A 25425-nucleotide genomic window follows, 5' to 3' on the forward strand; every position below is an offset into this window, starting at 1 on the left:
CGTCCTCTGGCCACCTCACGTGCGGGGCGGGGTGATGGTGCGGTGACGAGGCCGTGACGCCGGCTGCGCAGGCTGGTCGGGGTCCGGCTGCCGGAGGCAGCTCGAGCGGACGACGATGTCACGGAGTCGGGCAACTCGGCGAGGAGCTCCCGTGATCACGGTTCTCGCAGTCCGACACCCGTGGCCGGCGCGTCGGGTCGGCTGCTGTCCGCCGCTCCGGATCATGGCCGGTCCCACGGTGGTCCCAGGAGCGTGCTCGACGCGAGCGGCAGTCTGCTCATGGCCTCTCGGCAGGTGTGCATGACCGTCCCCACGGGTCCGCACGGCGCGGCGGACGAGTACGCCGACCTCGAGATCGGCCTCCACCGGCGCGACGCCGTCACCTGGACCGTGGAGCTGCGCTTCGCCCTCCCCCGGACCGACGCGGAGACGCAGCTGGACGTCTCCGGACCGCTGCTGGCCCACATCGATCCGCGCGAGCTCGACGCCATCGACGACGACGAGGAGTACGGCGTGGCGCTGGGCTCGGGTCTGTTCGGCCACGGGGTCGAGGCCGCGGTGCGGACAGCGGTCGCGACGTCGCAGAGCCAGGGAGTGCGGCTGCGCGTGCGCCTGGTGATGGGCAGCAGCGCCGCCGCGCTGCACGGGCTGCGGTGGGAGACGCTGCGCAGCCCCACGGACCGCTCGACACTGCTGACGAACGAGAACGTGCTGTTCTCCCGGTACCTGAGCAGCCAGGACTGGCGCCCCGTGGGGGTCCGGCCCCGGGGGGACCTCAGGGCGCTCGCGGTCGTGGCCGGGCCGTCGGACCTGGACTCGATCGACGCCGGACGCCCGCTGGCACCCGTGCGCGTCGACGAGGAGCTGGCCCGTGCCCGCGAGGGTCTGGGCTCCCTCTCCCTGACCACCCTGCCCGGAGCGGCCGCCCCGACCGCGGCGAACCTGCTCGACCACGTGCGCCGCGGGGTCGACGTGCTCTACCTCGTCTGCCACGGCTACGTCGTCCGTGATGAGCCGGTGCTGCTGCTGGTGGACGAGGAGGGCCGTGCCGCGCCGCTGCTGGGCAGTGAGCTCATCAGTCAGCTGCGGGACCTCCCCCGGCTGCCCCGGCTGGTGTTCCTGGCGTCGTGCCAGAGCGCGGGCGCGGGCGCCGACCGGCGCAGCCAGGACGCCGGCGTGCTGGCCGCGCTCGGACCGCGGCTGGCCGAGGTCGGCGTCCCGGCTGTCGTGGCGATGCAGGGGGACATCACCATGGCGACGTCGGCGGTCTTCACCAGGGCTTTCTTCACCAGCCTCGAGGAGGACGGGCTCGTGGACCGCGCCATGGCGGTCGCACGAGCGGCCGTGCGGGAGCGGTCGGACTGGTGGGCGCCCGCGCTGTTCATGCGGCTGAAGAGCGGACGGCTCTGGTACCAGCCCGGAACTGCTCCTGGTGGGGAGCGGTTCGACAAGTGGCCCTCGTTGGTCACCGACTTCGAGGTCGGGATGTGCACCCCGGTGATCGGGTTCGGCATCGCCGAAGCGCTGCTGGGCACCCGGCAGGAGATCGCCATGGACTGGGCCCAGAGCTACCGGTACCCCATGGCACCGCACAACCGGGAGAGCCTGCCTCAGGTCGCCCAGTACCTGTCCGTCAACCAGAACCAGCGCTTCCCGGCCCTCCAGTTCATGAGCCACCTGCGCCGCACGGTCGTGGAGCGGTACCGGGACGACCTGCCCGCGGACCTGCTCCGCGAGGACGCCTCGCTGGAGGACCTCCTCGCCGCGGCCTGGGAGGCGCGGCACCGGCGGGAGGATGTCGAGCCCTTCTCGGTGCTGGCGCAGCTGCCGGCGCCGGTCTACATCACGACCCTGAACTCCCGCCTGCTGGCCAATGCCCTGCGCAAGGCCGGGCGGGAGCCGGAGGTGGAGCTCTGCCGCTGGCACGAGGACGCCGACTGGCCTGAATCGGTGTTCGAGCGGGAACCCGGCTACCGGCCCACGCCCGAACGCCCGCTGGTATTCCACCTGCTCGGCACCTTCGACCAGCCGGAGTCCCTCGTGCTGACCGAGGACGACTTCTTCGACTTCCTCATCGGCGTCACCCGCAACCAGGACCTCGTCCCCAAGGTGGTCCGCCGGCGGCTGTCGGACTCGGCGCTCATGTTCCTGGGGTTCGGCCTGGACGAGTGGGACTTCCGCGTCCTGTACCGCAGCCTCATGAACTCCGAGGGAGGACGGCGGCGTGCCCAGTACACGCACGTGGCCGTCCAGCTCGACCCCGAGGAGGGGGCCACGATCGACGCGGGGCGCGCCCGGAGGTATTTGGAGACCTACTTCAGCAGCGCCCGCGTCTCCCTGTACTGGGGCAGCACGGAACACTTCGTCAAGGAGCTCCAGGGCGCCTGGAGCGCCCGGCGATGACCGCCACCGACACGCCCCGGCGAGTCGGCAACCCCTACGTCGGCCCGGCGTCCTTCGGGGTGGGCGACCCGCTGTACGGGCGCGACCAGGAGCGCGAGGACCTGGTCGACCTGCTCGTGGCCGAGCGGATCGTGCTGCTCTACTCGCCGTCCGGCGCCGGGAAGACGTCGCTGATCGAGGCCGCCCTGGTACCGGCCCTGCAGGACGACGGCTTCGAGGTGCTGCCGGTCATCCGGGTCACGCACCCGCTGGATCCCCAGCCGGGGTTGCCGGCGCGCTGCAACCGCTACGTGATGAGCGCACTGCTGTCCCTCGAGGAGGGCCTGCCGCCGGAGCGACAGCGACCGGTCGCCGAGCTGGCGACCCTGACGCTGCGCGAGTACCTGGAGGCCCACGCCGACCGGGACGGCCGGCCGGGCAACGAGGTGCTGGTCTTCGACCAGTTCGAGGAGGTGCTCACCGCCGACCCCACCGACGAGCCGGCGAAGCACGTGTTCTTCAAGGAGCTCGGCCAGACGCTCCGGGACCGGGGCCACTGGGCGCTGTTCTCGATGCGGGAGGACTTCCTCGCCGCTCTCGACCCCTACCTGGTCCACGTCCCGACGCGGCTGCGGACGAGGTTCCGGCTGGACCTGCTCTCCGTGGACCAGGCGCTCGAGGCGATGCGCCGCCCGGCGGAGCGGGCCGGCGTCGACTTCACCGAGGAGGCCGCTCAGCAGCTGGTCGACGACCTGCGCACCGTGCGGGTGCAACGGCCGGGCGGGGTCACCGAGGCGCTCGGCTCCTACGTCGAGCCGGTCCAGCTGCAGGTCGCCTGCCACCAGCTGTGGTCGATGCTGCCCCCCGACGCCGCCCGGATCACAGGTGCCGACGTCGATGCCCTTGGCAGGGTGGACCAGGCGCTGGCCGGCTACTACGCCGAGCGGGTCCGCATGGCGGCGGAGCGGACGGAGGTGCCCGAGCGGACCATCCGGGAGTGGGTCGAGGAGCGCCTGATCACCCCGCAGGGTCTGCGCAGCCAGGTGCTCGCGGGACCCGACCGCTCCGGTGAGGCCGGACGCCGCCTGCTCGGTGAGCTCCTCGACGCCCACCTCGTCCGTGCGGAGACCCGCCGGCAGGCCACCTGGTACGAGCTGGCGCACGACCGGCTGATCGAACCGGTCCGGCGGGACAACGCCGCCTGGCGCGCCCAGCACCTGTCCTCCTTCGAGAGCGCGGCCGCGCTGTGGGAGGAGGAGGGCAGGCCGGACCGCCTGCTGCTGCTCGGCGCGGACCTCGCCGCCGCGGAGCAGGACGACGCCGTCCGGGCGGGCGAGCTCACCGACCAGCAGCGGGTCTTCCTCGACGCGTCGCGGCGGGCCGACGAGCTGCTGCGCAGGGAGCAGCGGACGGCGGCGGCGCTGCGGCGCTCCGCACGGCGACTGCGCATTGCGGTCGCCGTGGTGACGCTGCTGCTGGTCGTTGTCAGCGTGCTCGGTGTGTTCGCATGGACGAGTTCCGAGAGAGCCCGACAGGCGTCCGCCCTGGCCTCGGCGCGCGAGCTGGCAGCCAGTGCGGACCGACTGGTGGGCGCCCGCCCCGATCTGGCCATCCTGCTCGGCCTGCAGAGCCTGAGCCTGGCGCGCGGCCAGGACGAGGACCTCCCCTCCGGCCTGATCACCGGGTTGGCCGAGCTCACCCACCGCACCGCGTGGGTGTCCGACGGCCACGACGGGGCGGCGTTCGACGTGGCGTTCAGTCCGGACGGCACGCTGCTGGCCACCGCCGGCAACGACCGGACGGTGCGGCTGTGGGACACCGCTGCGGGCCGACCGCGGGGCGCCGCGCTCACCGGCCACACCGGCCCGGTTACCACGGTGGCGTTCAGCCCGGACGGCGCCCTGCTGACCAGCGCCGGTGAGGACGGGACGGTGCGGCTGTGGGATCCGGTCAGCGGCCTGCCGCACGGCGCGCCGCTGACCGGCCACACCGGCCCGGTGAACGCGGTGGCGTTCAGCCCCGACGGCACGCTGCTGGCCACCGCCGGTGAGGACGGGACAGCGCGACTGTGGAACACCGCCACCGGCCTGCCGCACGGCGAGCTGCTGGCCGGCCACACCGGCGCGGTAACCACGGTGACCGCGGTGACGTTCAGCCCCGACGGCACGCTGCTGGCCACCGCCGGCGCGGACCGCATGGTGCGGCTGTGGGAGACCGCCACCGGCCGGCCGCGCGGCGAGCCGCTGTCCGGCCACCGGGGCGTGGTCAACGCCGTGGCATTCAGCCCGGACGGCACGCTGCTGGCCACCGCCGGCGCGGACCGCACGGTGGCGCTGTGGGAGACCGCCACCGGCCGGCCGCGCGGCGAGCCGCTGTCCGGCCACCGGGGCGTGGTCAACGCCGTGGCATTCAGCCCGGACGGCACGCTGCTGGCCACCGCCGGCGCGGACGCGACCGTTCAGCTGTGGGACGCCACCACTGGCCGGCCGCGCGGTGGTTCGCTGACCGGCCATGGCGGCGCGGTGACCGCCGTGACGTTCAGCCCTGATGGCGCCTGGCTGGCCAGCACCGGCACCGACGGGGCGGCGCGGCTCTGGCAGGTCGCCGACACCTACACCATCCGCCGGCCGCTGACCGTCGACCGCGGCGTGGTCACCGGTGTGGCGTTCAGCCCCGACGGCGCCCTGCTGGCCGCCGCCGGCGCCGACGGGACGGTGCGGCTGTGGGATCCCGTCACCGGCCGGCCGCACGGCGCGCCGCTGTCCGGCGACCTCGGCGTGGTCAGCGGGGTGGCGTTCAGCCCCGACGGCACGCTGCTGGCCACCGCCGACGGCGGCGGGACGGTGCGGCTGTGGGATCCGGTCAGCGGCCTGCCGCACGGCGCGCCGCTGTCCGGCCATGCCGGTGCCGTCAACGCCGTGGCGTTCAGCCCCGACGGCGCCCTGCTGGCCAGCGCCGGCGCCGATGCGACGGTGCGGCTGTGGGATCCCGTCACCGGCCGGCCGCACGGCGCGCCGCTGTCCGGCCATGCCGGTGCCGTCAACGCCGTGGCGTTCAGTCCCGACGGCGCCCTGCTGGCCAGCGCCGGCACTGACCAGACCGTGCGGCTGTGGGACCCCGTCACCGGCCGGCCGCACGGCGCACCGCTGGAGGGCCACACCGATCAGGTGCGGGCGGTGGCGTTCAGCCCCGGCGGCACGCTGCTGGCCAGCGCCGGCGCCGACCGAATGGTGCGGCTGTGGGATCCGGCCACCGGCGAGCAGCGCGGCGCACCGCTGGAGGGCCACACCGATGAGGTGAACGCGGTGGCGTTCAGCCCCGACGGCACGCTGCTGGCCAGCGCCGGCACCGACCAGACCGTGCGGCTGTGGGACCCCGCCACCGGCCGGCCGGAGGGCGAGCCACTCGGAGGCCACAGCGGCGCGGTCTGGAGCATGGCGATCAGCCGCGACGGGGCCCTGCTCGTCTCCGCCGGCGCCGGCCCGATCGTGCAGTTGTGGGACCTGCGCTGGTGGGGTCGCCCGTCTCAGGACTGGATGGAGGTCGGCTGTGAGCTGGTCAACCGCAACCTGTCCGGCGCCGAGTGGCGCCAGCTCGCCGGGGAGCTGCCGTACCAGCGGACCTGTCCGGCACTCCCAGCAGGAGGAGGTGCACCGGCCGATGTCCCCGGCGCCGAGTACACCTCGTAGCCGTCCAACCCGGGGAACGCATCCCGTATCACGCTCGCTTCTCGTGGACTCTGTCCAAGCGGACGATGCCCAGTGAAAACGGAGATCGATCAAGGAGAGAAGCGCGATGCTCCACCTTCGACGCTCCACGGCCGCGGTGCTCCTCGCCGGTGCGGCCCTGGTCCCGGCTCTCGCAGCCACTCCGGTGTACGCAGCCGGTCCCTCGTCCGCTGCCGTCTCGACGGTCGCCGGGTGGACGTACTACGCGACCTATCCCAATCAGGGCTCATGCCTGGCTGCGGGGCCGGCCAACCGCTATGGCGCTCCCTGGGAGTGTCGCCCCCGTCCGGGGGGTGGGTACGACCTGTACGTCCTCCTGTGAGCGGTGCGTCCGGCGGCGACACGGGGTCCGGGTTCGCGCTCATCCCCAGGCAGGAACGGCGAGAGCCGCCTGCCAGACAGCGTGCGCGACGGGCGGCTTGGTGATGTCGCTGTGCGCCCCCATGACACCCGCGCCGTCGCGGATGACGTCGTCCCCACGCAGGTCGTGGACGACGCCGGGCCGCAGGTCGTAGGGCTCGCCGACCGCCCGCAGGTCGTCGTCCACGACCTGGATGCCGGGTCCCCGCACGCCGAAGGTCCCGATGGCGCCGTAGGTCGGCAGCCGGTCGGGCAGGTAGTCGACCTGGCCGCGCGAACCCGCCCCGATCGGGTAGAAGGACCGCACCGCACGGTCGTGCACCGAGGTGGTGACCACCACGGGCCCCGTGACCAGGCCGTCGGCGAGGACGCGGTGGAAGTAGCCGCTGCGCTCCGGTGCGGAGGGGATGGCGGAGCAGAAGGACCACAGCGACATCGCTCCCTGCACGAGGGCCAGCGAGGCGACCGGGCGGCGTCCTGCCGGTCCTCGGCCCGCCACGGCCGACGAGACGACGATGCAGCCGAAGCTGTGGCCCATGAGGTGGAAGCGCGCGCCCGGCGCCGCCTCCTGCAGGCGGGTGAGCAGGTCAGCCACACCGCCGACGCCGACGTCCCGTGCCCGTCGCTTCATGTGCCAGAAGGTGAGCACCCGCAGAGGGGCGAGCACGCCGCCGAGGGAGGTGCCGCCGAAGGAGGCCAGCTCGTCCACCAGGCACGCCTGGTAGACCGCCTCCGGGTCGAAGGGGGCGCGGTCGTCCCCGGGCGGGGCGCCCTCCCCGTCGGCACCCGGACCCAGCGCGGCGTCCAGCCGCTCGTAGGCCTCGCGCACCGGCCCGGGCAGCGTGACCGGGACGGGGTCGGCGAGCGCCGAGTCCACGATGGCGCGGACCGGGTCCCGGGCGCCCGGCGTGTCACCCAGTGCGGTCGCCGAGGACTCCACGAGCCGGGCCACCCCGTCGAGCTGACCGCCCTGCGGTGCGACGGCGTCCGCGGGGAGGGCGAAGGAGGCCGAGCCGAGGTCCTCGTCCCCCCACGCCCTGCTGGGCCAGTGGACGCCGACGACGACGGGACGGAAGCCACCGGGACGCGCGTCCGCGGCGGCCCGGTCCTCCGGGCACCCCTCCATGGCCGCGACCCAGGCACCGTACTGGCGGCGGGCGGCGGGCACGTCGCCCATCCACCCGTGACTGAGGACGAAGACGTCCGTGGGTCGCTCCCGCGCGAGCAGCGCGGTGAGCTCCCTGCTGTACGGGCCGGTGGCCTCGGGCCGTTCGCGCCCGGCGGCATCGAACGTCACCAGGTGGTAGCGCCCCGCCCTCCCCGGCACCGGCTCCGCTCCCACGAGGTCCTCCGTCCCCTCACCCCTGGACCAGCCCGGCGGAGCCGCGTGGCGCCACCCGGACGGCCGGGTCACCGAGCACCACGTAGGCGCGGGCGTCGTGCGTGGCCGTCCACAGGCCCACCAGGTCGGCGTCGTCGATGCGCTTGCCGTACCTGCGGAACCCGTCCATGCGGCGGGTCAGCTCGGTGGCGATCTCCGCGTACCGGGAGGTCAAGCTCTCCATCGCCCACCCCAGGCGGGCGCCGTCCATCAGGGCGAGCAGGGTGCTCCGGAACGGCGTGACCTGTGCGGCCAGCCCCTTCCACAGGAACGAGCAGCTCCAGGCCCGGTCCACGTGCCCGATGAAGGCCAGCGCTCCGCCGGCGGGCGCGCCCAGCAGCCGCTGTGGGAGCCGTGCGGTGAACCCGGTGGCGGCCAGGTCACCAGCGTCGTCCGGACCGCCTGGGTAGTCGGACACCTGCGGTGTGCCCGCTCCGAAACAGGCGAAGGAGAACACCACCCTCGGCTTGACGGGCGTGCCCGCGGCGAGGTGATGCGCGGCCAGGTACTGCGTCTCGTCGACCGGACCCCGAGCGGCGAGGGGACCTGGCCAGTCCTGGCAGAGCAGCGCCCCGGCGAGGTCGCGGCCCGCCCCCCTGCCCCCGACGCCGTGGCCGGCCGTGAAGAGCAGGTCCGGGGCCTCCGGGCCGGTCAGGAGGTCCGCCAGCCGGCTGCGGGTCGCGCCCGGTCCGACGTCGGTGGTGACCTCCCAGGCGCGCGCGGTCTCCCCCAGCTCCCCGTGCAGTGGCTCCACGAGCCGGGAAGCGCTGAGGGCCGTGGGCGTGTCCCCCGGGTGCCGGGTGGCGAAGAGGTGGAGCCGGCGTGCCGGGGGCGTGGGGACGCCCACGGGAGGGGCGTCCAGGCTCCGCTCGGCCGCCACGACGGTCGCCGCGTAGGCGGCGCACGCCTCGGGGTCCTCGAGGTCGAGGCGCCCGACGGCGTAGGACACGCCCAACTGGTACTGGACGTCGAAGGGCAGCTGGTCCGGCGACCCCAGGAGCAGCAGGAAGTACGGGACCTTGCAGGGGTCGACGACCGAGGGCGCCATCCCGTACCTGGCCAGGAAGTCGTCCTTGTCCTCCCCGGGGCGCAGCTCGAGGCGCCGGAACAGGTCGCCCGCCTGCTCCTCCCGCAGGTGCAGCAAGGGGGCCAGAGCCTCCAGCACCGCGGGGTCGAGGTCCGGCGGGACCACCACACCCCAGCCCACCGAGGCCAGGTCCTGCGGGTCCCGCCCGTAGACGACCCCGAAGTGGTCCTCGTCGTGTTGCCTGCGCCGTCCCAGCTCGCGCGCGCCCGACAGGGGGCTCGGGTCGCCGCGCAGGGCACTGGCCACGTCGGCCAGCCCCAGCCTCGGCGTGAGGTAGTCGCCCGTGTCGACGTCGATCCCGTTGAGCACGAGCAGGTCGTCCTGTGCCGCGGAAATGGTCACCCCGACCCCTCCGTCACGGACGGTAGACCGGGAGAACCGTGCGGCGACAGAGTCGGGTCCCGCGGTCCCGCTCTGCCTCACCGCGCGAACGGAGCAGCCGGTCAGCCCCACGGCCCTGTGCCGACGGCACGGCCTCGGACGCGATGCGCCCCCAGCCCCGGGGCGGAACAACACAGAGGACGGTGGGCCCCGTGGGGATCGAACCCACAACCCGCGGATTAAAAGTCCCAACTCGGACATGTCGAACGGTGCCGCATGATGCCGTTTCCGCAGCTCGAGGCTGCCCTGCATGTCGCGGACTTGCGCCCAGTCACACTGGTTCCCGCGCAGTGCGCGACCACAGTGCGACCACAGCCGACGTACTCTCGCCGCCCCTGGTCCGGTAGCACCTGGCCGCCAGACTCGATGTTCCCCAGCATGACCGACGCTCCTCTACGGGCACACGTACGGGACCTGCACACCGCACGTCTTGGGTTCACCACCCGACCGGTAACCGCCTGTGACAGCAGCCTGCGCCCTGGCGTGTTTCCCCGGGCCGGTGTCTGCTCATGATCGTGAAGGAGACGGCGAACGAGGAGACGGAGCCGCAGGCCGGGTTCACCGACTTGGACGAGGGTCGGCCCGCGGTCGAGGGCGTGGGCGAACGGCTGTTGGGTGCCCTGCTGGATCGGGTGCACCTGATCGCACCCCGGCTGGTCGGCCAGCTCGTTGCGCAGGAGGCGCGGATCGCAGGGGCCACCGACGTCAGCATCCACCTGCAGGACCTCTCGCAGCTGACGCTGCGGCCGCTGACCGGACCCGGTCTGGTCGGGGATCCGCTCCCCATCGCCGACAGCCTGGCCGGGCAGGCGTTCAGCACTGAGGAGTCGGTCGAGGAACCGCTTCCCGACGGTTCGGTGCGGCTGCACCTGCCGCTGCTGGACGGGTCCAACCGGGTCGGGGTGCTCGCCTTGACGCTCCCGCGGCTGACGGACTACGACCGGCAGCTCGCCCAGCGGCTGGCCGGCCTGGTGGCGGACATGATCGTGACCAACGACAACTACACCGACGCGTTCACCCGGGTGCGCACCGCCGGGCCGCTGACCCTGTCAGCGCACCTGCAGTGGCAAACCCTGCCGCCGCTGTCGATGACCACCCCCGTCCTCGACCTGTCGGGGATCCTCGAGCCAGCCTACGAGGTCGGCGGCGACAGCTTCGACTACGCCTTCAACGACCACGTGCTGCACATGGCGGTGTTCGACGCGATGGGCCACGGCCTGGAGGCCGCGACGATGGCCACCGTCATCATCGCCGCCTACCGGCACGGCCGGCTGGCCGGGCTCCCGTTGACCGAGCTGTACCCAGCGATGGACCAGGCGGTGGCCACCTCGTTCCCGGGGCGCTTCGCAACCGCCCAACTGGGCCGGCTGGACACCGAGACGGGCGTGCTGAGCTGGGTCAACGCCGGGCACCCGCCCGCGCTGTGGGTGCGCGGCTGCCGGGTGATCGGTGAGCTCACCGGTCCGGTCAGCCGGCCGGTCGGCTTCGGCGCCGGCACCCCGGTCGTGCAGACGGCCCAGCTGGAGCCCGGGGACCGGGTGCTGTTCTTCACCGACGGGGTCGTCGAGGAGCGGCTGCCCGGCGGCGAGCAGTTCGGCGAGGGGCGACTGCGCGACCTGATCGAGCAGACGACCGCGGCCGACCTGACCTGCGCCGAGACGGTGCGGCGGCTCTCGCACGCGCTGATGGCCGCGCGCTCCGGCCGGACCAGTGACGACGCCTCACTGCTGCTCCTGGAGTGGAAGGGCCCAACCCGGGACGACGAGCTCGACCGCAACATCCCCGAGGCGACCCCCACCGGCTGATGGGCGCCGGGCGCCCGGCGAGAGCGCGACCGACCCGCCCGGCGGCGATGGCGTCGAGCCAGCTGTCGACATCGGTGGATTCCATGACCTCTGGCGACCGGGGGAGGGCCGATGGAAGGCCATCCTGCAGGACGAGTGGCGCGACCTGGGCTTCATGGAGGTGGGGTCCGTCGCGGCTGACTTGCGCCATCACCGGACAGCCGTGCGCGTCGTGCTGGAAGCCGACGACCTCCCGTTCCTCGACCTTGACGCCCTGCAGACCACCGAGTTCCTTCGCGTCGAGCTTGCCCTCGGTCTCGCCTCCCTGGGCGTCACCGGCCTGGACACATCCACCTGCGCGGCGGTGACCGTCGCATCACTCGGCTGATCTCGTCGTGGGCGCACAACGCCAGGGACCCCGAGCCGGACGAGCCCCGCTTTGCCGGCATCCGGTACCCGTCACGCACGCCTCAACAGCGAATGGGAGTGCTGGGCCATCTTCGACCGAGTGCGGCTACAGCCCGTCGAGATACTGCCCGTCACGCGGAGGATGCCGAGTCTGCAGCGCGTCGCCGGGGACTTCGACTTGGTCGTGCACTAGTACGGCAATGGCAGTTATAGCGGCGCTTGTCCGCGGGCCCGGTAGTGGGCGGCGCGGGCTTGGGCCTGGCGTCGTCGGCGCCACCACGATCAGTCCGTGGCGTGGTCGAGGTCGGGCCGCGGAGTGCGGATGAGCGTGTTGAGCAGGCGCCGGAGTTCGGGCACGGTCAGCGCGATGAGCTGGCCGGTTCCAGTGGCGGAGCCCCCTTTTCCGCGATGGCGCGGGTAGCGCTCAGATAGGCGTGGGCGAGCATCGCCAGGGTGATGTGTCGATACCAGGCGGTGTAGTCGCGCGCCTGATAGGAGGCCAACCCAGCCTCGTTTTTGGCCGCCTGGAAGCACTCCTCGATGCGCCAGCGACCGCCGGCCACGGCGACCAGCTGCTCGGGGGTGGCCCCTTCCGGTCCGGCGCAGACGTAGTAGGCCCGCTCGGCCGGCTCGTCAGCACTCTTCGGGATAGTGCGGCGGGCGAGCACCCACCGGGCCCAGCCCGGGTCGAAGCCGCCCAGTAGCTTGACCCGCGCCCAGTCATACAGGCGCAGGCCGTGCGCGCTGGCGCCGGCCGAGCATCGCGCCCAGGCCGTCTCGGGCAGCTCGCCGACCAGGGTGCGGACTTGACGCTGGCGCCAGTCGACGCTGGCGACGGTGTCGTTGGAGCGGGTGGCCAGCACGTAGGGCAGGCCGTGTTGCTCGCACCAGACCCGCAGCCGCTTGTCCTGCCCGTAGATCTCATCGGCGGTCAGCCACTTGGCCGGCACGCCGGCGTCGAGGGTTCGCTGCAGCATGCTGCGGGCCAGCTCGGGCTTGGTAGCGAAGCCGACCTCGTCGCCGATGCCGGCGGCGCGGGCCCGCTCGCGGTCATCAGTCCAGGCCTTCGGCAGATAGAGCTCCCGGTCGATCAGTGCCCGACCAGCGGGTGTGGCGTAGGCGCAGAAGACGCCGATCCGGCAGTTGTCGATCTTGTCGGAGGTGCCGGTGTACTGCCGGGCCACCCCGGCCGAGCGGACGCCCTTCTTGAGGAACCCGGTCTCATCGACGATGAGCACCCCGCCGGGCCCGAGCCGCTCCACCACGTAGTTCCGCAGCTCGTCGCGGACCGCGTCGGCGTTCCAGTCCGCGGTGCGCAGCAGCCGCTGCATCCCGTCCGGGGAGACCTCCCCGGCGGCCTCGGCCAGCGTCCAGCCGTTCTTGCGCTCCAGCTGGCGCAGCAGCCCGCGCAGATAGGCCAGCACCCGAGTGCGTGGCCCGGACCTGGTGAAGCACCGGCGATCCGCCGATGGACTTCGTCCAGGCCCGCCGCCCAGTCCTGCACCTCGGCCACCAGGCCATCGCAGCGCATCGGCCCACGCTGTTACCAGCCCTCAGCCGATCCCGGCCGCGACACGCACAACTGCCGTTGCAATAGTAGGGCCGCGTCCGGCAACGTTCGCCCCTGAACGACCGATTCGGGGCACCTGTGATGACAGATGGCACACCGTCGCGCCGCTCTGCGCGCCGGGACGAGGCGCCCCGACCCGAACCGCCGTGCCCGCCGCCGTCCGGCGCGAACTGCGACCCTGCGAGCGTGGCTTCCAACCCACCAGACTCAGGGGCGCCGCAGTTCGCTCGGGGGACACCAGAGTTCGACCGAGCGCTCGCCTTCTTCGACGGGACCTACGCCGTCGCGCTCACCCTGCTTGTCACCACCCTGGACCGCATGGACACCCCGGGCGCCTGGGCCGACCTCGCCGCCCTGTGGGCGGCGATCGGGAATGAGATCGTGGCCTTCTTCCTAGCCTTCGCCATCGTCGCCTTCTACTGGCGCTCGAACCACGCCTTCGTCGCGCGGCTGCACCACCTCAGCGGGCGCCTCATCACCGTGAACCTCGTGCTGCTCGCGTTCGTTGTGCTGCTGCCGTTTAGCACCGACGCACTCGGGGAGCGCCAGGAGCCGCTGGCGACGGCCGTCTTCGCCGGAAACGTCGCGGTGATCTCCTCGACGGAGGCGGTGATGTACCTGCTGGCGCGGCGGAACGGGCTGCCGAGCGCGCCGCCGTCACCCCAGTGGATACAGCATGAGCTGGTACCCCAGCTCATCCCCCCGGCGGTCTTCCTCGCGTCGACCCCAGGGGCGTACCTAATCTCCTCCCCAGCCGCCCGGCTGTCCTGGCTCGCGCTCCTCGTCCTCCGACCCGTGGTCGGCATCCTGGTCGGCCGCCGCCCCCCTGGTGTGACGGAGCCGGGCGTGAATCCCCAGAGCCGTCTTTAGTACTGCGCGGCACTTGCTCGGAACCCATCCAGAGGCCTCGGCTCAGACGGTTGCTGAGCCCGTCGAAGCGCTTCGGCACTCCAAGCTGCATGCAGATGGTGCACCGGAGTGACACGGCACGCAGCCGGCCGTCACGGTAGGGGCGGTCGGCGTCGTCGGCCGGGATGCTCAGGTCACCCTCGGTCGTGACCGCGTCCCGCCATGAAGCCTCACGGCGTCGCCTTGAGCCGATCGCGGTCGGGGCGTGGCCACCTGCTGTCCATGGGTCCCTTGCTCAGGCGGTCGGGACGGGTACCTCCGTGACCTCGACCCAGCTGCTCCCCCCGAAGTGCACGGTGTTGCGGCACGGGTACGGCGGCACTGGCATGTCGAACTGGGCGTAGCCCTCGCTCGGGTCCATGCGGAGCAGGTCGATCCGGCTGGCGAGCTCGAGCCGCAGCGTGTCGCCGCGGCGTAGCAGCGTCGGCCCGGGAGTGAGACTGAAGCGGAGGACGACCGGCTCGTCCGGGACGAGTGGCTCCCGGCGCCCGGCGTCGATGGCGATCTCCAGCGGCGTGCTGCGGCCCTCTTCCTCGGTGCGGGACACGGGCCGGATGGCACCGAGCGAGAGCTGGTGGCGCTCCCCCGCAGCCTCGACCCTGGACAGCCGGGCCACGACGTAGGAGTCGATTTCGTTGCAGCTGTAGGTGAGGCGTGCGGTGACCGGCCCTGCGAGCTGGGTGTCCTCCTCGACCGGCAGGTCGAAGACGAGGGTCTGGTTTGCCACGTCGTCCATGCCGCCGAGGAGCGGGAGCCCCAGGGGGATCGCGACCCACGTGCCGGTGCCCTCGGCCGTCACGTCCCGGCTCAGCCGGTGGGTCGCGGCGTCCCGGCCAGGTGCACCGAGGTGCAGCCGCCGGACGTCGCCGCCTGGGGGCGGGAAGGCGTCGGCGGTCTCGAAGCGCTCGGCGCCCTCGACCCAGTAGCGCACGTGCGGCTGCTCGGCGTAGCCGTTGTCGGTGCTGCGCAGGACGTGGTCGAAGAAGGCGAGCGCCTCGCCCTGCCACGAATAGACCGGCAGGTCGTAGGCCGGCGGGGCGAGGATCAGCCACTTGTGATCGGCGGGGGTCGCGGCGTTGGCGATCAGGTCGTAGCAGCCGAACTGGTGGAGGTTGAAGTAGCCGAGGTTCTGCACGACCGTGAACGGCACCTCGACGTCGCCGAGTGTGGCGGTCGGGCCCTCGGGGATCGTCGCCTGCGCGCGGGTCTTCTCGTCGAACATCCAGTGCGCGTAGATCCGCCGCATGAACTCCACGGGCGTGGCGTTCTCGAAGGACTCGAACAACCCCGAGACCCTGCGGTGGACCAGCCGCTCGAGCAGGGGGTGCAGCGGTCCGTTGGTGACGTGGCTGATGAGTGCGCGGCGGTCCGGGGACAGGCGCTGGTCGTAGTTCTCCTGGGTGTAGTTCGCGCCCATCCAGAGGCTGACGAAGAACCAGGCGGGCACGCCGGCGAAGTGCACCATGTGCCGCCACAGGTCGGTCGAGACCTCGTTGCAGAACAACGCCTTGAGCGCCGGCGGCCTGCGCGCGGCGACGCTGAGCTGGGACACGGCGTAGTAGGAGGTGCCGAAGAGCACGACCTCCCCGTTGCACCACGGTTGCTCGGCCGCCCAGGCGATGACCGCCTCGTGGTCGTCGATGTCCTGCGGGTCGAAGAACATCACCTGCTCGCCGGTGGAGCGGCCCATCCCCCGACGTTCGACGATGACGGGGCAGTAGCCGCGGTCGGTGAACACCGGCGGCGAGCCGATCTCGTTCGACCCCGTCGGGATGCCGGCCGTGGCCGTCTCGGTGGCGTAGCCGCCGAAGGAGACGACGGCCGGATAGCGGCCCAGCACGCGGGGGACGTAGACGTCGGCGTGCAGCTCGGCGCCTCCGTCGACCGGGATGCGCTGGTCGGCCAGCGCTCGGTCACCGAGTCCTTGCATCGCGATGGCGCGTGGTTCCCAGCCGGCGTATTGCCGGCCGGCCGTCGAGCCCTCCAAGGGGATGTGCGTGCTCATGCCGGCGCCTCTCTGGTCGGTGCTGCGGTGGGTGGCGTGAGTCCGGGTGCGGTCCTATGCGGTACGCAGGCTGGTGAGCAGCTGGATGAGGATCTGCTCGGCGCGGCCGCGGAACGCCTCCCCGCCGGTGGCCAGGGCGAGGACGGCGATGCCGGTGGAGGTCGCCTGCAGTAGAGCGAGTGAGGCCTCGGTCGGCTCAGCGCCGAAGGAGGTGAGCAGCGCGGCGCCGAGCGGAGCGATCCCGGCGCCCAGCGCGGAGAACGCACGGCGTACTCCCGGGTCGGCGTCGGCGCTCTGCGTGAGCGCCGTCAGGATCCGCGTCTGACGAGGGTCGACGAGCACGTCGACGAGGCCGGTGACCTTCGCGGCTGGGTCCTCGGCCGACACCGCTGTACGCAGAGCCTCAATCCGTCGGCGCACGGCCTCGTCGGCGACGGCGAGCAGCAGGTCGGCCCGCGTCGGGAAATAGTAGGTGAGATGACTCTGCCGCAGCCCGGCGCGCCGAGCGACCCGCGGCTGAGTGAAGCCACTTAGCCCCTTCTCCTGGATGACGTCGAGCGCTGCCGCCACGATCGCCTCCCGCCGCACTGGCACGTAGGCCCTCCTGGTTGGTTACTCAACCAATATGACCGACGGCGGCATCACCGACAAGAGCTGAGGGCGCGTCCGCGTCGGCCACCGTCATGCGTGCCGTGGCCGCACCCGCGTAAATGGACGCCCTTGCCCGCCGGAGACGGGCTGTCCACTCGAAGAAGGGTCCACGGGTGACGCGTCGTCCCTAGGTTGGCCTGCGCCACCACCCGCGCGGAGGCTCTCAAGGCGTTCCACCGCTGCTCGAACACCGGCCGCTGGGGTCTGGACGACCAGATGGGCTCGTTGACCCAGAACTGACCCGGGATGCGCGGCTGCGTGCAGTGATCGATGAAATCTGGGCTCGACCTGCGGTTTCGTCATTGAGCGTTGTTGGCCGACGACGAACGATGCTGGCTGAGTTGCGGACTTTCTGCGGACTCTGCGGACTGTGTGCGGACTGAGATGGCGTTATCCGCGGGCCCACCCGGGCCGTCCTGGGGACCAGGCAACCGCTCCACAGCCGGCCGAGGGTGCCGGCTGGAGTGGGTCGCCGGAAGGGCGCTGCGCGTCCCTGCGGGATGGGCCTGCGGCCCACCCTTCCCCCGGCCCGCTGCAGCCGGAGCGATGCCGGTTATGGGGAGCGGCCAGGAGTGTGTGATGGCGTCGGAGGCTCCGCGGTCAGGCGACCCGCTACAGAGTCGACGAGCCACCCCGCGCCAGCTCGTCTGACGGACCGGTAGGGCGATGGCGTACACGGGATTGCGCTTCGGTGAGATGGCCGCCCTGCGCGTCCGTCGCGTCGACTTCCTCCGTCGCCGGCTCACCATCGCCGAGGCCGTTACCGAGGTCGGCGGGCGGCTCGAGTTCGGTACGCCCAAGACCCATCAGCAGCGGACCGTGCCCCTGCCTGCAACCCTCGCCGAGCCGTTGGCCCGCCGCTGCGAGGGCAGGCAGGGCGACGACCTGTTGGTGACCACGGCCAGCGGCACCGTGCTTCGCCTCCGCAACTGGCGTCGCGTCGTCTTCGATCCGGCGATACGAACGGCCGGCCTGAGCGACGTCACTCCGCACGACCTCCGGCACACTGCCGCGTCGCTGGCGGTCGCCAGCGGCGCCACCGTGAAGAGCGTCCAGCGGATGCTCGGGCACGCCTCGGCGGCGATGACCCTGGACGTCTACTCCGGCCTCTTCGACGACGACCTCGCCGTGCTGGCCGACCGGATGGACGCCGCCGCGCGGGCGGCGGCGGAGGCGCGTGTGGGCGCCGTGTGGGCGCGACCGCCAGCCGACACTCCGCCGAACGGTAAACGCGCTGGTCAAGACGGTGGGCCCCGTGGGGATCGAACCCACAACCCGCGGATTAAAAGTCCGCTGCTCTGCCAGTTGAGCTAGAGGCCCGGGGATCCGTGACCTGTCGGTGTCGTCCTCGGGGTTGCTCGGTGGGTTTCCCGGGCCGACTGGGCGGATCCGCCACGGCGGAGCCTACGGCAGCTCGACGGCCCGCCCGCCGTCGTGCGGCAGCGGCGGCGGGCGGGCCGCCTCGCGCACGGCCGCTCCCCCGACCGATCTCCGGACGGCGGCGGGATCGCCGAGCAGGTCAGTCGTCGTTCCAGTCGTCATCCCGATCGTCGTCGTCCCAGTGGTCGCCCCTGTGGTCGCCCCAGTGGTGGTGCGATCCGCCGTCACGGCCACCGCCGCCACCGCTGTCGGACAGCGCCACCCCACCCAGGGCGCCGAGGAGGACGAGGAAGAGGGAGGCGACGAGGAGCACGACCGCCACGCGCGCCGTCCTCAACCGGCCGGTGGTGGCGGTGAGGGAGGCCCGCACCTGCTCGGCCGCGAGCGTCCCGAGCGACGCCCAGCCCGGCGCCGTGCGCTCGGGCGGCGCCGGCGGGAGGTCCTCGGTCAGCGGGTCGAGGTCGGTCAGGTGGACGGCGGCGAAGGCCTCGGCCATCCGCTCGCTGCCCTCGTCCGGCGTGAGCAGGCCGCGGGCCACCGCGTCCTGCAGTTCCTTGACGGTGGCCAGCCGGTCGGCGTCCGACGCGCGCATCCGTGGTGCGGACGTGGCCGCGCTGTCCAGGTCGATCAGGGGTGGCATGGCTGCTCCTCCCGGGGGGTGACGCGGAGAGGGCCACAGCGTGCACCCGCACCGCAGGGACCGGGCGGGTTCCGGCGCGCGCGGGTCCGCAACGACACGAGGCCCGCGCGCGGGTGCGCCGTGCAGGGGCCTCGTGTCGTTCCGTGCCCTCAGGCGCCCACCGGAGCCTGGAGCGGATGCGGGGTGGACGTCGGTGGCTCCCGGCGTTCGCGGCGGACGCCCCCCAGGCCGAGGTCGAGGTCCAGCCGGTCAGCGCCGGGCCACCACGGCGACCAGCGGCTGTCCCGGCGCGAGCCGCCGGGCCGGTTCGGGCCGCAGCCCCGCCTCGGCGAGCTGCCGGCGCAGCGGCTCCACCTCGGGCAGCTCCATGCCCCTCCCCTGGGCGCGGAGGAGCAGGTCGAAGTGCCGGCTGAACGGGTCCGGCGTGGCCGCGGTCGTCGTGACGAGCAGCGCGCCGCCCTCGGACAGCTGTCCCGCCACGGCCCGGAACAGCGGGACCCGATCGGCGGGCGGCAGGTAGTAGACGACGTTGGCGAGCAGCGCGAGGTCGTAGGGGCCGCCTGCCCTGCCGCCGGCCGCGAGGGCGGCGACGTCGCCGCGCAGCACGCGGGCCCGCCCCGCCATGCCCTGCCGCGCGAGCAGTCGCTCGGCGAGGTCGGCGACGGCGTCGTCGACCTCGATCCCCGCACCCTCCGCCCCCGGCGCGGCGGCCAGCATCGCGGCCAGGTTCTGCCCGGCTCCGCAGCCGACGTCCAGCACCCGCGCGGGACGCACGTCCCGCACCGCGGACACCAGCACCTCGTGCAGGACCGGCTCCATCGCCCGGGTGAGCTGCGCGATCGTCTCCCCGTGCTCCGGGATGTCGCGGCGGGGCGGCCCGCCGTGCAACTGGCGGGGGAGCTCCCGGTACAGCTCGGTGTGGAAGCCGGCGAACCCCTCGTACGCCGCGCGCACCACCTCGTCGTCCAGCAGCCGCCGTCCGCGCCGTGACAGTGACCAGCCGCCGGCCGAGGCGCGGACCAGTCCGTGCGCCTGCAGCACCCACAGCCACGGCTCCAGCAGGCCACCGTCGTCAAGACCGAGCTGCGCGCGTACGGAGGCGGTGCCGACCGCCCCGTCCCGCAGGCACTCGAGCACGCCGGTGGACAGGCCTGCCGCGCCCACCGCGAGCCGGATGGCGGCCAGACCGTCACGGGCCGCGCGCTGCCACGGTAGCCCGCCGCCACGGAGGAGCTTCGCGGTCGCCACGAGGCGGCTCATGCGCTCGGCCTCTCAGAGGACGTCGAGGAGCAGGAGGACCAGCAGGGTCAGCAACGCGGAGACGGCCAGCGAGCCCAGGCAGCCGAGCCGGCTGGAGAACAGGAAGAACACGGGCGCCGGGTTCCCCCGCAGTCCGCCGGCGAACCCCGACGTCACGATGCGTGGTCCTCGCCACGGCCGCTCACCCGGTCAGGTGATCGCTCGAGTCCGTCACGTCACCTACCGTTCCTCCTGCCCGTGGACGACCCCGGGCCAGTGGACCCCGGCCCGGCCGCCTCGTTCCCCCCGTGGCGGTCGGGCCGGACTCCCCTTCAGCACACCCGGGCGAGCAGCTCCTGCAGCAGCACCTGCTGCGCGGCGTCGACCGGTAGGGGCACCGGCACCGGCTCGGCGTCCCCCACCTCGATCCACAGCGGGAAGAGGAACGGCTGCTTGGTGTCGGCCAGCACGTGCGGCTCGCACGACGCCGGGGTGAACGCCACCTCCGCGCTCGCCCGCTCCTCCCCCGGCCCGAGCTCGAGCGGCAGCCCCTCGACGGCGACGTCCAGGACGACGCTGCGCCGGACGTCGAGCACCGTGACGGCCCGGTCGTCGTCCCCGGCCCGGGTCAGGACGACGGTGCCGGTCACCGAGTCCCCGGTCGCGACCAGGCCGGTGAGCCCGATGTCCGCGACGGCCAGCACCCCGGCGGCCGCGCACTCCTGCTGCTGGACGACGTCCAGGTCGTCGCCGGCCAGCGGCACCCGCAGCTCCTCCACGGTGCCGTCGGGCCGCGCCACCGTCAGCCGCGCCGCCGGCGGACCGGCCGGAGCAGCGCAGTCCGGCGCGCCGTAGGCGGTGCGCAGGTCGATGGTCCGGCCGGGCTCGAAGGCGGCGGTCAGCGCGGTCGGCGGCAGCGGCGCGAAGCCCGGCGCGTCGATCGCCACGGCTGTCACCGTGAAGGGCTGGTCGCCGGTGTCGGTGACGCGCACGTGCACACGACCGGGGACGGGCACGTCGGTGCGGTGGCGCACCACCTCGGCCTCGATGCCGGGCACGGGTGGCAAGCCCGGCGCTGCGGACGTCGTCGCCGGCGCAGCGGACGTCGTCGCCGGAGCAGCCTCCGCGCCGCCGTCCGCCCCGGAGCAGCCGGCGCACACCAGCGCGAGAGCCAGCACCGCCGTCCACCTCATGCCCGCAGGGTAGGGACGGCGGCGCCGTCCGGGGCCCTACCGGTCGCGCCCGGGCAGCCGGGCCATGACCCGGCCGGCCTGCATGCGGATCTCGAGCTTGTCCTGCGGGTTGGCCGCCGGACCGCGCCGCGGCTGCCCGTCGTCGAGGTCGAACGCCGAGCCGTGCCACGGGCACACCAGGCAGTCGGTGCCGCGCACCTGCTCGACCGACCCCTCGTACAGCGGCCCCGACAGGTGCGAGCAGGCCCCGACGAAGGCGTCCACCCGCGTCCCCCGGCGGACGACGACCAACGGGACGTCGACGCTGCCACCCTTGCCGGTGCGCAGCGCCGGCCGTCCCTCGGGGAGGTCGTCGAGCGGCCCCATGTCGATCCAGTCCGAGGTCAGCGCGCGGGCCGCCGTCGCGGCGTGCGAGGCACCCGAGGACTGGGCGTAGGACATGTGCCCGCCCACGGCCGCCGACCCGGTCGCGATGCCCAGCCCCGTGTACGACAGCACCCGGCCCAACCCGCCGCGGCCCTTGGCGCGGGCGACCAGCGAGCCGATGTAGAGGCCCAGCGCGACGGTGTTGCCCGCGGCGTGCAGCAGGCCCAGCCGCCGGACGCCGATGCCCTGCTCCGACCAGTCGGCCGCACCGGACATCGCCGCGGGGACGGCGACGGCGACGCCCGTGCCGATCAGGACGGTGGCGGCCGGCCGCAGCGGGGGGATCGCGTCGAGCAGGCCGGCCGACGTCCAGCTGCCCACCGGGACCTGCACCAGGACCGGGTGCAGCGGGTGGCCCAGCCATGTGCCGTGCAGCAGGTCCCTCAACGCCTGCGGTCGGAGAGCGGCCTGCACGGCGCGCTGGGCCGGCCCGATCGCCTTGTCGAAGGTCGCCTTGTCCGCGACCCGGTCGAGGATCCCCATGAGGCTCATGGCGGCGTCCTACCCCCGACGACCGGGGTCGATGCCGCTTTGACGGACCGTGATGACGAGTGACCCTCCGTGGCGGCCACTCCGTGCCCCCACGACCGGTGATCAACTACACAGCTGGATCGTCAGCTTTCAGTGGAATAAGTACTGGCGTCCAGCCGATCCCCAGGTGGACCGTACAGAAAGTAGCCATGCCCACAGAGGAGACGTCGTGACCTGCCCGTCGTTGCTGACCCGCCGTCCGGTGGTCGGCGACGCCGTCGACAGCGTCGTGACCCGGGTCCGCGCCGAGGACACGCTCGGCCAGTTCGCCCGGTTCGTCCTCGTCGGTGGGGCCACCACCCTCGTCTACGCCGCCTTCTTCGCCACCCTCGAGGGCTTCGGCTACCTGCCCGCGCACGTCGCCGCGACCGCCGTCTCCACCGTGCTGGCCAACGAGTTGCACCGCCGGCTCACCTTCCACGCCGGCGAGCGGGTGCACTGGCTCACCGCGCAGCTGGAGGCCGGCGGCGTGACCGTCATCGGCCTGCTGCTCACCAGCACGGCCCTCGGCGTCCTCAACACGCTGGCTCCCCACGCCAGCGTCCTCGCCCAGGTCGCCCTGGTCGTCACGGTGACCGGTCTGGTCGGCCTGATGCGCTTCATCGCCCTGCGCTGGTTGTTCCGCCCGCGGGCCACCACGACCCTCTGAACGATGCCGTCCGCCGTGGCGGGTGCCCGTCGACGCCACTGACGGCGAGGAGCCGGCGAGCGGGCGGGCACCGCTGACTCCGCGCGTGACGTCCGCGTGGCACCGGCGCCGCCCTGCCGACGGGGGCGGCGCCGGTCCCGGCCGCGGCTAGGTTGGCGGGCGTGACCGAGCCGACCACCGACAGGCGTGTGGACCTGCGCCCGGTCGCCCGCGCGGTGGGCCGGTGGGCGGTGCGGCTGACCGTCGTCCTGGCCGGCGCCTGGCTCGGCATCCTGCTGCTCGGCCGGGTGTCCGCGCCGATCGGGCCCTTCGACGCGGTGATCGCCTTCCGCCCGTGGGGTGGCGGCGCCGCCCTCGACGTCCCTCCGCTGGGCGCGCTTCAGGTCGACGCGTACGACGGACCGCTGCGGTTGGAGATCCAGCTCAGCCGGGTCGACGAGCTCCGGGCGACGCAGCTGGCCGCCGACCCCGCGGAGCTGGACGGCGTCGTCGACCGGGTCAGCGCCGACCTGCGGGACGCCGTGGAGCGGGTGGCGTGGCTGACCGCCCTGGCCGCGGTGGGCGGCGCGACGGCGGCGTCCCTGGTGGTGCTGCGCCGCCGCCGGGAACCGCTCATCGCCCTCGGCCTGTCCACCGCACTGGTCGCCACCACCGGCGGCCTCGCCGCGGCGACCTGGCGCCCCGAGGCGCTCTCCCAGCCGACCTACACCGGGCTGCTGGTCAACGCCACCAGCCTCATCGGCGGCGCGCAGGACATCGTCGCCAGGTTCGACGCCTACCGCGCCTCCCTCGAGGACCTCGTCGCCAACGTCGGCTCGCTGTACTCGACGCTGTCCGCGCTGCCCCCGCCCGGTAGCGGCGCCGACAACGTCGCGCTGCTGCACGTCTCCGACATCCACCTCAACCCGGCCGGACTCGACCTCGTCCAGCAGGTGATCACCCAGTTCGACGTGGACGCCGTCCTCGACACCGGGGACCTCACCGACTGGGGCAGCCAGCCGGAGAACACCCTGGTCGGCCGGGTCGGCACGCTCGGCGTCCCGTACGTCTTCACCCGCGGCAACCACGACTCCACCGTCACCGCGCAACTGGTGGCCGCCCAGCCCAAAGCGACCGTGCTTGACGACTCGGCCGTCACGGTGGCCGGGATCGAGGTCGTCGGGACGCCCGACCCCCGCTTCACGCCCGACCCCGAGGCCGACGACGGCCTGGAGACGCTGGAGGAGACCGGCGAGGGCCTGGCCGAGTTCGTCCGGACGCTGCCGGGGACGCCGGCCATCGCCATGGTGCACGACCCCGAGCAGGCCCCGCCGCTGGACGGCGTCGTACCGCTGGTGCTGGCCGGGCACACGCACGAGCGGGAGGTCACCCGGCTCGACGCGGGCACCCTGCTCATGGTCGAGGGCTCCACCGGCGGGGCGGGGCTGCGCGCCCTGCAGGGCGAGTTCCCCGAGCCGCTGACCTGCACGGTGCTGTACCTCGACCCGGGGACCGGCGCACTGACCGCCTACGACGAGATCACCCTCGGTGGGCTGGGGCAGACGGAGGTGACCATCCAGCGGCAGGTCGTCCCCCCGGCGGACGCCCCCAGTGGCGACGGCGCCCCGCCGGCCCCGGCCACCCCCGCACCGACACCCCTCCCGGCACCCGCCTCCCCGACCGGGTGACCCGGCCGACCTACCCTCGGCTCATGACCTCCACGACGTCGCGCACCTCCCGGCTGGCTGCCGGGGTCCTCGCCGGGAGCCTCACCCTGCTGCCGCTGACCGCCTGCTCGTTCAGCTCGGACAACGTCTCCTGCGGCGGCAGCGAGTGCTCCGTGACGCTGTCCGGCAACGGGGCGGAGGCCGAGATCCTGGGGACGTCGCTGGCATTCGGCGGCGTCCAGGACGGGCGGGCGACCCTCAGCGTGGGCAACGCGAGCGTGTCGTGCGCCCAGGGCGAGACCGTGAGCGCCGGTCCGCTGACCCTGACCTGCTCCACCGTCGAGTCCGACTCGGTGGAGCTCACCGCCTCGCTGGGCTGATCGAGGACCTTCCCGCCCCCACCGCTCGCAGGCTCGCGGCGGGCCCCTGCAAGAGGGCCGTCCTCAGCCGAGGTCGGCGACCTCGACGACCACGCGGGTGGGGTCCTCGAGGGCGTAGACGCGGAACGGCGCCTCCCCCGTCGTCCCGACGAAGGCGACCGACGTGCCCTCGAAGGTCGCGTCCCAGGCGACCTCGGTGACCGTCCGCGTGCCGTTGCCCGGCAGCGGGTCGGGGCCGGCCCACTCCTCGACGCCGGTGTCGAACGGATAGCCGGCGCCGGTGATGGTGACCTGCAGCACGGCCTCGCCGGCGACCTCGACCGGATCGCCCTTGCCCTGCGAGTACGCCTGGTCGACGTAGCGGACGTCCCAGCCCGGCGTGCCGGTGCCGCCCACCTCGAGGACGACGCGGTCGTAGCCGTCCTGCCGGCCGGTGCGGATCTCGGACACGGTGACCTGGGCGTCGGCCGAGGCCTCCCGCGTGGCCGGCTGGGTGTCGCCCTCGAACGGGGGCGTGTCGGTGCCCGTCTCCTCCGTGGCGGCGCTGGTACCCGGCGCGGCGGAGGAGCTGCTGGAGGCGGGAGCCTCGCCGGTGCTGGCGGACGGCGACGTGGCGGGGTCGCCGCTGCCGCAGGCGGCCAGCAGGGCGGCGGCGAGCAGGAGGGAGGGGCAGACGGCGGCGCGGCGGGTCACCC

At 73.4% G+C, this 25425-nt stretch carries 18 protein-coding genes, 1 tRNA gene and 2 pseudogenes; 9 read left to right on the forward strand and 12 right to left on the reverse strand.

What is annotated here, in order from left to right:
- Window positions 1–300 precede the first annotated feature (300 nt).
- Both ACWIX3_RS02120 and ACWIX3_RS02125 read left to right on the forward strand, forming a co-directional pair.
- Window positions 301–2403, forward strand: a complete 2103-nt coding sequence (locus ACWIX3_RS02120) for a CHAT domain-containing protein (protein WP_448610434.1) — start codon at window positions 301–303, stop codon at window positions 2401–2403.
- Complete coding sequence (locus ACWIX3_RS02125; protein ID WP_448610435.1) at window positions 2400–6071, forward strand: nSTAND1 domain-containing NTPase; 3672 nt, start codon at window positions 2400–2402, stop codon at window positions 6069–6071. Before ACWIX3_RS02120 ends, ACWIX3_RS02125 begins: the two co-directional genes overlap by 4 nt.
- 400 nt (window positions 6072–6471) lie before the next feature.
- Here the strand turns inward: ACWIX3_RS02125 and ACWIX3_RS02130 are convergent, their stop codons facing one another.
- Together ACWIX3_RS02130 and ACWIX3_RS02135 are read right to left on the reverse strand one after the other, a co-directional pair.
- Window positions 6472–7812, reverse strand: a complete 1341-nt coding sequence (locus ACWIX3_RS02130) for a hypothetical protein (protein WP_448610436.1) — start codon at window positions 7810–7812, stop codon at window positions 6472–6474.
- A gap of 16 nt (window positions 7813–7828) precedes the next feature.
- Entirely contained in the window at window positions 7829–9280 is a 1452-nt protein-coding gene (locus tag ACWIX3_RS02135; RefSeq protein ID WP_448610437.1) for a hypothetical protein, read from the reverse strand.
- Between the two features lie 548 nt (window positions 9281–9828).
- Between ACWIX3_RS02135 and ACWIX3_RS02140 the strand changes: the two genes are divergently transcribed.
- Both ACWIX3_RS02140 and ACWIX3_RS02145 read left to right on the forward strand, forming a co-directional pair.
- Complete coding sequence (locus tag ACWIX3_RS02140) at window positions 9829–11124, forward strand: PP2C family protein-serine/threonine phosphatase (protein WP_448610438.1); 1296 nt, start codon at window positions 9829–9831, stop codon at window positions 11122–11124.
- A gap of 202 nt (window positions 11125–11326) precedes the next feature.
- The gene (locus ACWIX3_RS02145; RefSeq protein ID WP_448610439.1) at window positions 11327–11491 is read left to right on the forward strand and encodes a hypothetical protein; all 165 of its coding nucleotides are present in this window, start codon (window positions 11327–11329) and stop codon (window positions 11489–11491) included.
- Between the two features lie 379 nt (window positions 11492–11870).
- Here the strand turns inward: ACWIX3_RS02145 and ACWIX3_RS02150 are convergent.
- A pseudogene (locus tag ACWIX3_RS02150) lies at window positions 11871–13042 on the reverse strand (IS701 family transposase).
- Between the two features lie 225 nt (window positions 13043–13267).
- Between ACWIX3_RS02150 and ACWIX3_RS02155 the strand changes: the two are divergent.
- A complete protein-coding gene (locus ACWIX3_RS02155; protein WP_448610440.1) occupies window positions 13268–13951 on the forward strand; it encodes a TMEM175 family protein in 684 nt (227 codons plus the stop codon).
- Between the two features lie 274 nt (window positions 13952–14225).
- On the opposite strand, the gene ACWIX3_RS02160 is transcribed toward ACWIX3_RS02155, so the two are convergent.
- Complete coding sequence (locus ACWIX3_RS02160) at window positions 14226–15995, reverse strand: CocE/NonD family hydrolase (protein ID WP_448610441.1); 1770 nt, start codon at window positions 15993–15995, stop codon at window positions 14226–14228.
- A gap of 54 nt (window positions 15996–16049) precedes the next feature.
- Entirely contained in the window at window positions 16050–16589 is a 540-nt protein-coding gene (locus tag ACWIX3_RS02165; protein WP_448610442.1) for a TetR/AcrR family transcriptional regulator, read from the reverse strand.
- A 723-nt stretch (window positions 16590–17312) separates the two neighbouring features.
- Between ACWIX3_RS02165 and ACWIX3_RS02170 the strand changes: the two are divergent.
- A pseudogene (locus tag ACWIX3_RS02170) lies at window positions 17313–17738 on the forward strand (site-specific integrase); the annotation flags it as partial.
- 155 nt (window positions 17739–17893) lie between these two features.
- On the opposite strand, the gene ACWIX3_RS02175 reads toward ACWIX3_RS02170, so the two are convergent.
- The 6 genes from ACWIX3_RS02175 to ACWIX3_RS02200 form a co-directional block, all read right to left on the reverse strand.
- Window positions 17894–17966, reverse strand: a tRNA-Lys gene (locus tag ACWIX3_RS02175).
- Between the two features lie 199 nt (window positions 17967–18165).
- A complete protein-coding gene (locus ACWIX3_RS02180; RefSeq protein ID WP_448610443.1) occupies window positions 18166–18666 on the reverse strand; it encodes a DUF1707 SHOCT-like domain-containing protein in 501 nt (166 codons plus the stop codon).
- Window positions 18667–18915: 249 nt separating this feature from the next.
- Window positions 18916–19926, reverse strand: a complete 1011-nt coding sequence (locus ACWIX3_RS02185) for a methyltransferase domain-containing protein (RefSeq protein WP_448610444.1) — start codon at window positions 19924–19926, stop codon at window positions 18916–18918.
- Window positions 19927–19938: 12 nt separating this feature from the next.
- Window positions 19939–20082, reverse strand: coding sequence for a hypothetical protein (locus tag ACWIX3_RS02190; RefSeq protein ID WP_448610445.1), 144 nt, complete (start codon window positions 20080–20082; stop codon window positions 19939–19941).
- Window positions 20083–20237: 155 nt separating this feature from the next.
- A complete protein-coding gene (locus ACWIX3_RS02195) occupies window positions 20238–21098 on the reverse strand; it encodes a hypothetical protein (RefSeq protein ID WP_448610446.1) in 861 nt (286 codons plus the stop codon).
- 36 nt (window positions 21099–21134) lie between these two features.
- On the reverse strand, window positions 21135–22016 hold the full coding sequence (locus tag ACWIX3_RS02200) for a Rieske 2Fe-2S domain-containing protein (protein WP_448610447.1): 882 nt from the start codon (window positions 22014–22016) through the stop codon (window positions 21135–21137).
- A 208-nt stretch (window positions 22017–22224) separates the two neighbouring features.
- Here ACWIX3_RS02200 and ACWIX3_RS02205 point away from each other — a divergent pair, with 208 nt between their 5' ends.
- The 3 genes from ACWIX3_RS02205 to ACWIX3_RS02215 all read left to right on the forward strand — a co-directional run bounded on the left by ACWIX3_RS02205 (window position 22225) and on the right by ACWIX3_RS02215 (window position 24730).
- The gene (locus ACWIX3_RS02205; RefSeq protein ID WP_448610448.1) at window positions 22225–22704 is read left to right on the forward strand and encodes a GtrA family protein; all 480 of its coding nucleotides are present in this window, start codon (window positions 22225–22227) and stop codon (window positions 22702–22704) included.
- Between the two features lie 161 nt (window positions 22705–22865).
- Entirely contained in the window at window positions 22866–24371 is a 1506-nt protein-coding gene (locus ACWIX3_RS02210; RefSeq protein ID WP_448610449.1) for a metallophosphoesterase, read from the forward strand.
- A 23-nt stretch (window positions 24372–24394) separates the two neighbouring features.
- Window positions 24395–24730: a hypothetical protein gene (locus ACWIX3_RS02215; protein ID WP_448610450.1), complete on the forward strand. Its 336-nt coding sequence runs from the start codon at window positions 24395–24397 to the stop codon at window positions 24728–24730.
- 63 nt (window positions 24731–24793) lie between these two features.
- Here ACWIX3_RS02215 and ACWIX3_RS02220 read toward each other — a convergent pair whose 3' ends face one another.
- Complete coding sequence (locus ACWIX3_RS02220) at window positions 24794–25423, reverse strand: AMIN-like domain-containing (lipo)protein (RefSeq protein ID WP_448610451.1); 630 nt, start codon at window positions 25421–25423, stop codon at window positions 24794–24796.
- Window positions 25424–25425: the final 2 nt, after the last annotated feature.

The organism is Geodermatophilus sp. URMC 60 (assembly GCF_053502585.1).

What these genes read in the sequence shown, in the direction of transcription:
- ACWIX3_RS02120 (WP_448610434.1), top strand. Translation starts at nt 301, where the DNA reads ATGACCGTCCCCACGGGTCCGCACGGCGCGGCGGACGAGTACGCCGAC.
- ACWIX3_RS02195 (WP_448610446.1), bottom strand. Translation starts at nt 21,098, where the DNA reads ATGAGGTGGACGGCGGTGCTGGCTCTCGCGCTGGTGTGCGCCGGCTGC.
- ACWIX3_RS02200 (WP_448610447.1), bottom strand. Translation starts at nt 22,016, where the DNA reads ATGAGCCTCATGGGGATCCTCGACCGGGTCGCGGACAAGGCGACCTTC.
- ACWIX3_RS02125 (WP_448610435.1), top strand. Translation starts at nt 2,400, where the DNA reads ATGACCGCCACCGACACGCCCCGGCGAGTCGGCAACCCCTACGTCGGC.
- ACWIX3_RS02180 (WP_448610443.1), bottom strand. Translation starts at nt 18,666, where the DNA reads ATGCCACCCCTGATCGACCTGGACAGCGCGGCCACGTCCGCACCACGG.
- ACWIX3_RS02215 (WP_448610450.1), top strand. Translation starts at nt 24,395, where the DNA reads ATGACCTCCACGACGTCGCGCACCTCCCGGCTGGCTGCCGGGGTCCTC.
- ACWIX3_RS02160 (WP_448610441.1), bottom strand. Translation starts at nt 15,995, where the DNA reads ATGAGCACGCACATCCCCTTGGAGGGCTCGACGGCCGGCCGGCAATAC.
- ACWIX3_RS02140 (WP_448610438.1), top strand. Translation starts at nt 9,829, where the DNA reads ATGATCGTGAAGGAGACGGCGAACGAGGAGACGGAGCCGCAGGCCGGG.
- ACWIX3_RS02185 (WP_448610444.1), bottom strand. Translation starts at nt 19,926, where the DNA reads ATGAGCCGCCTCGTGGCGACCGCGAAGCTCCTCCGTGGCGGCGGGCTA.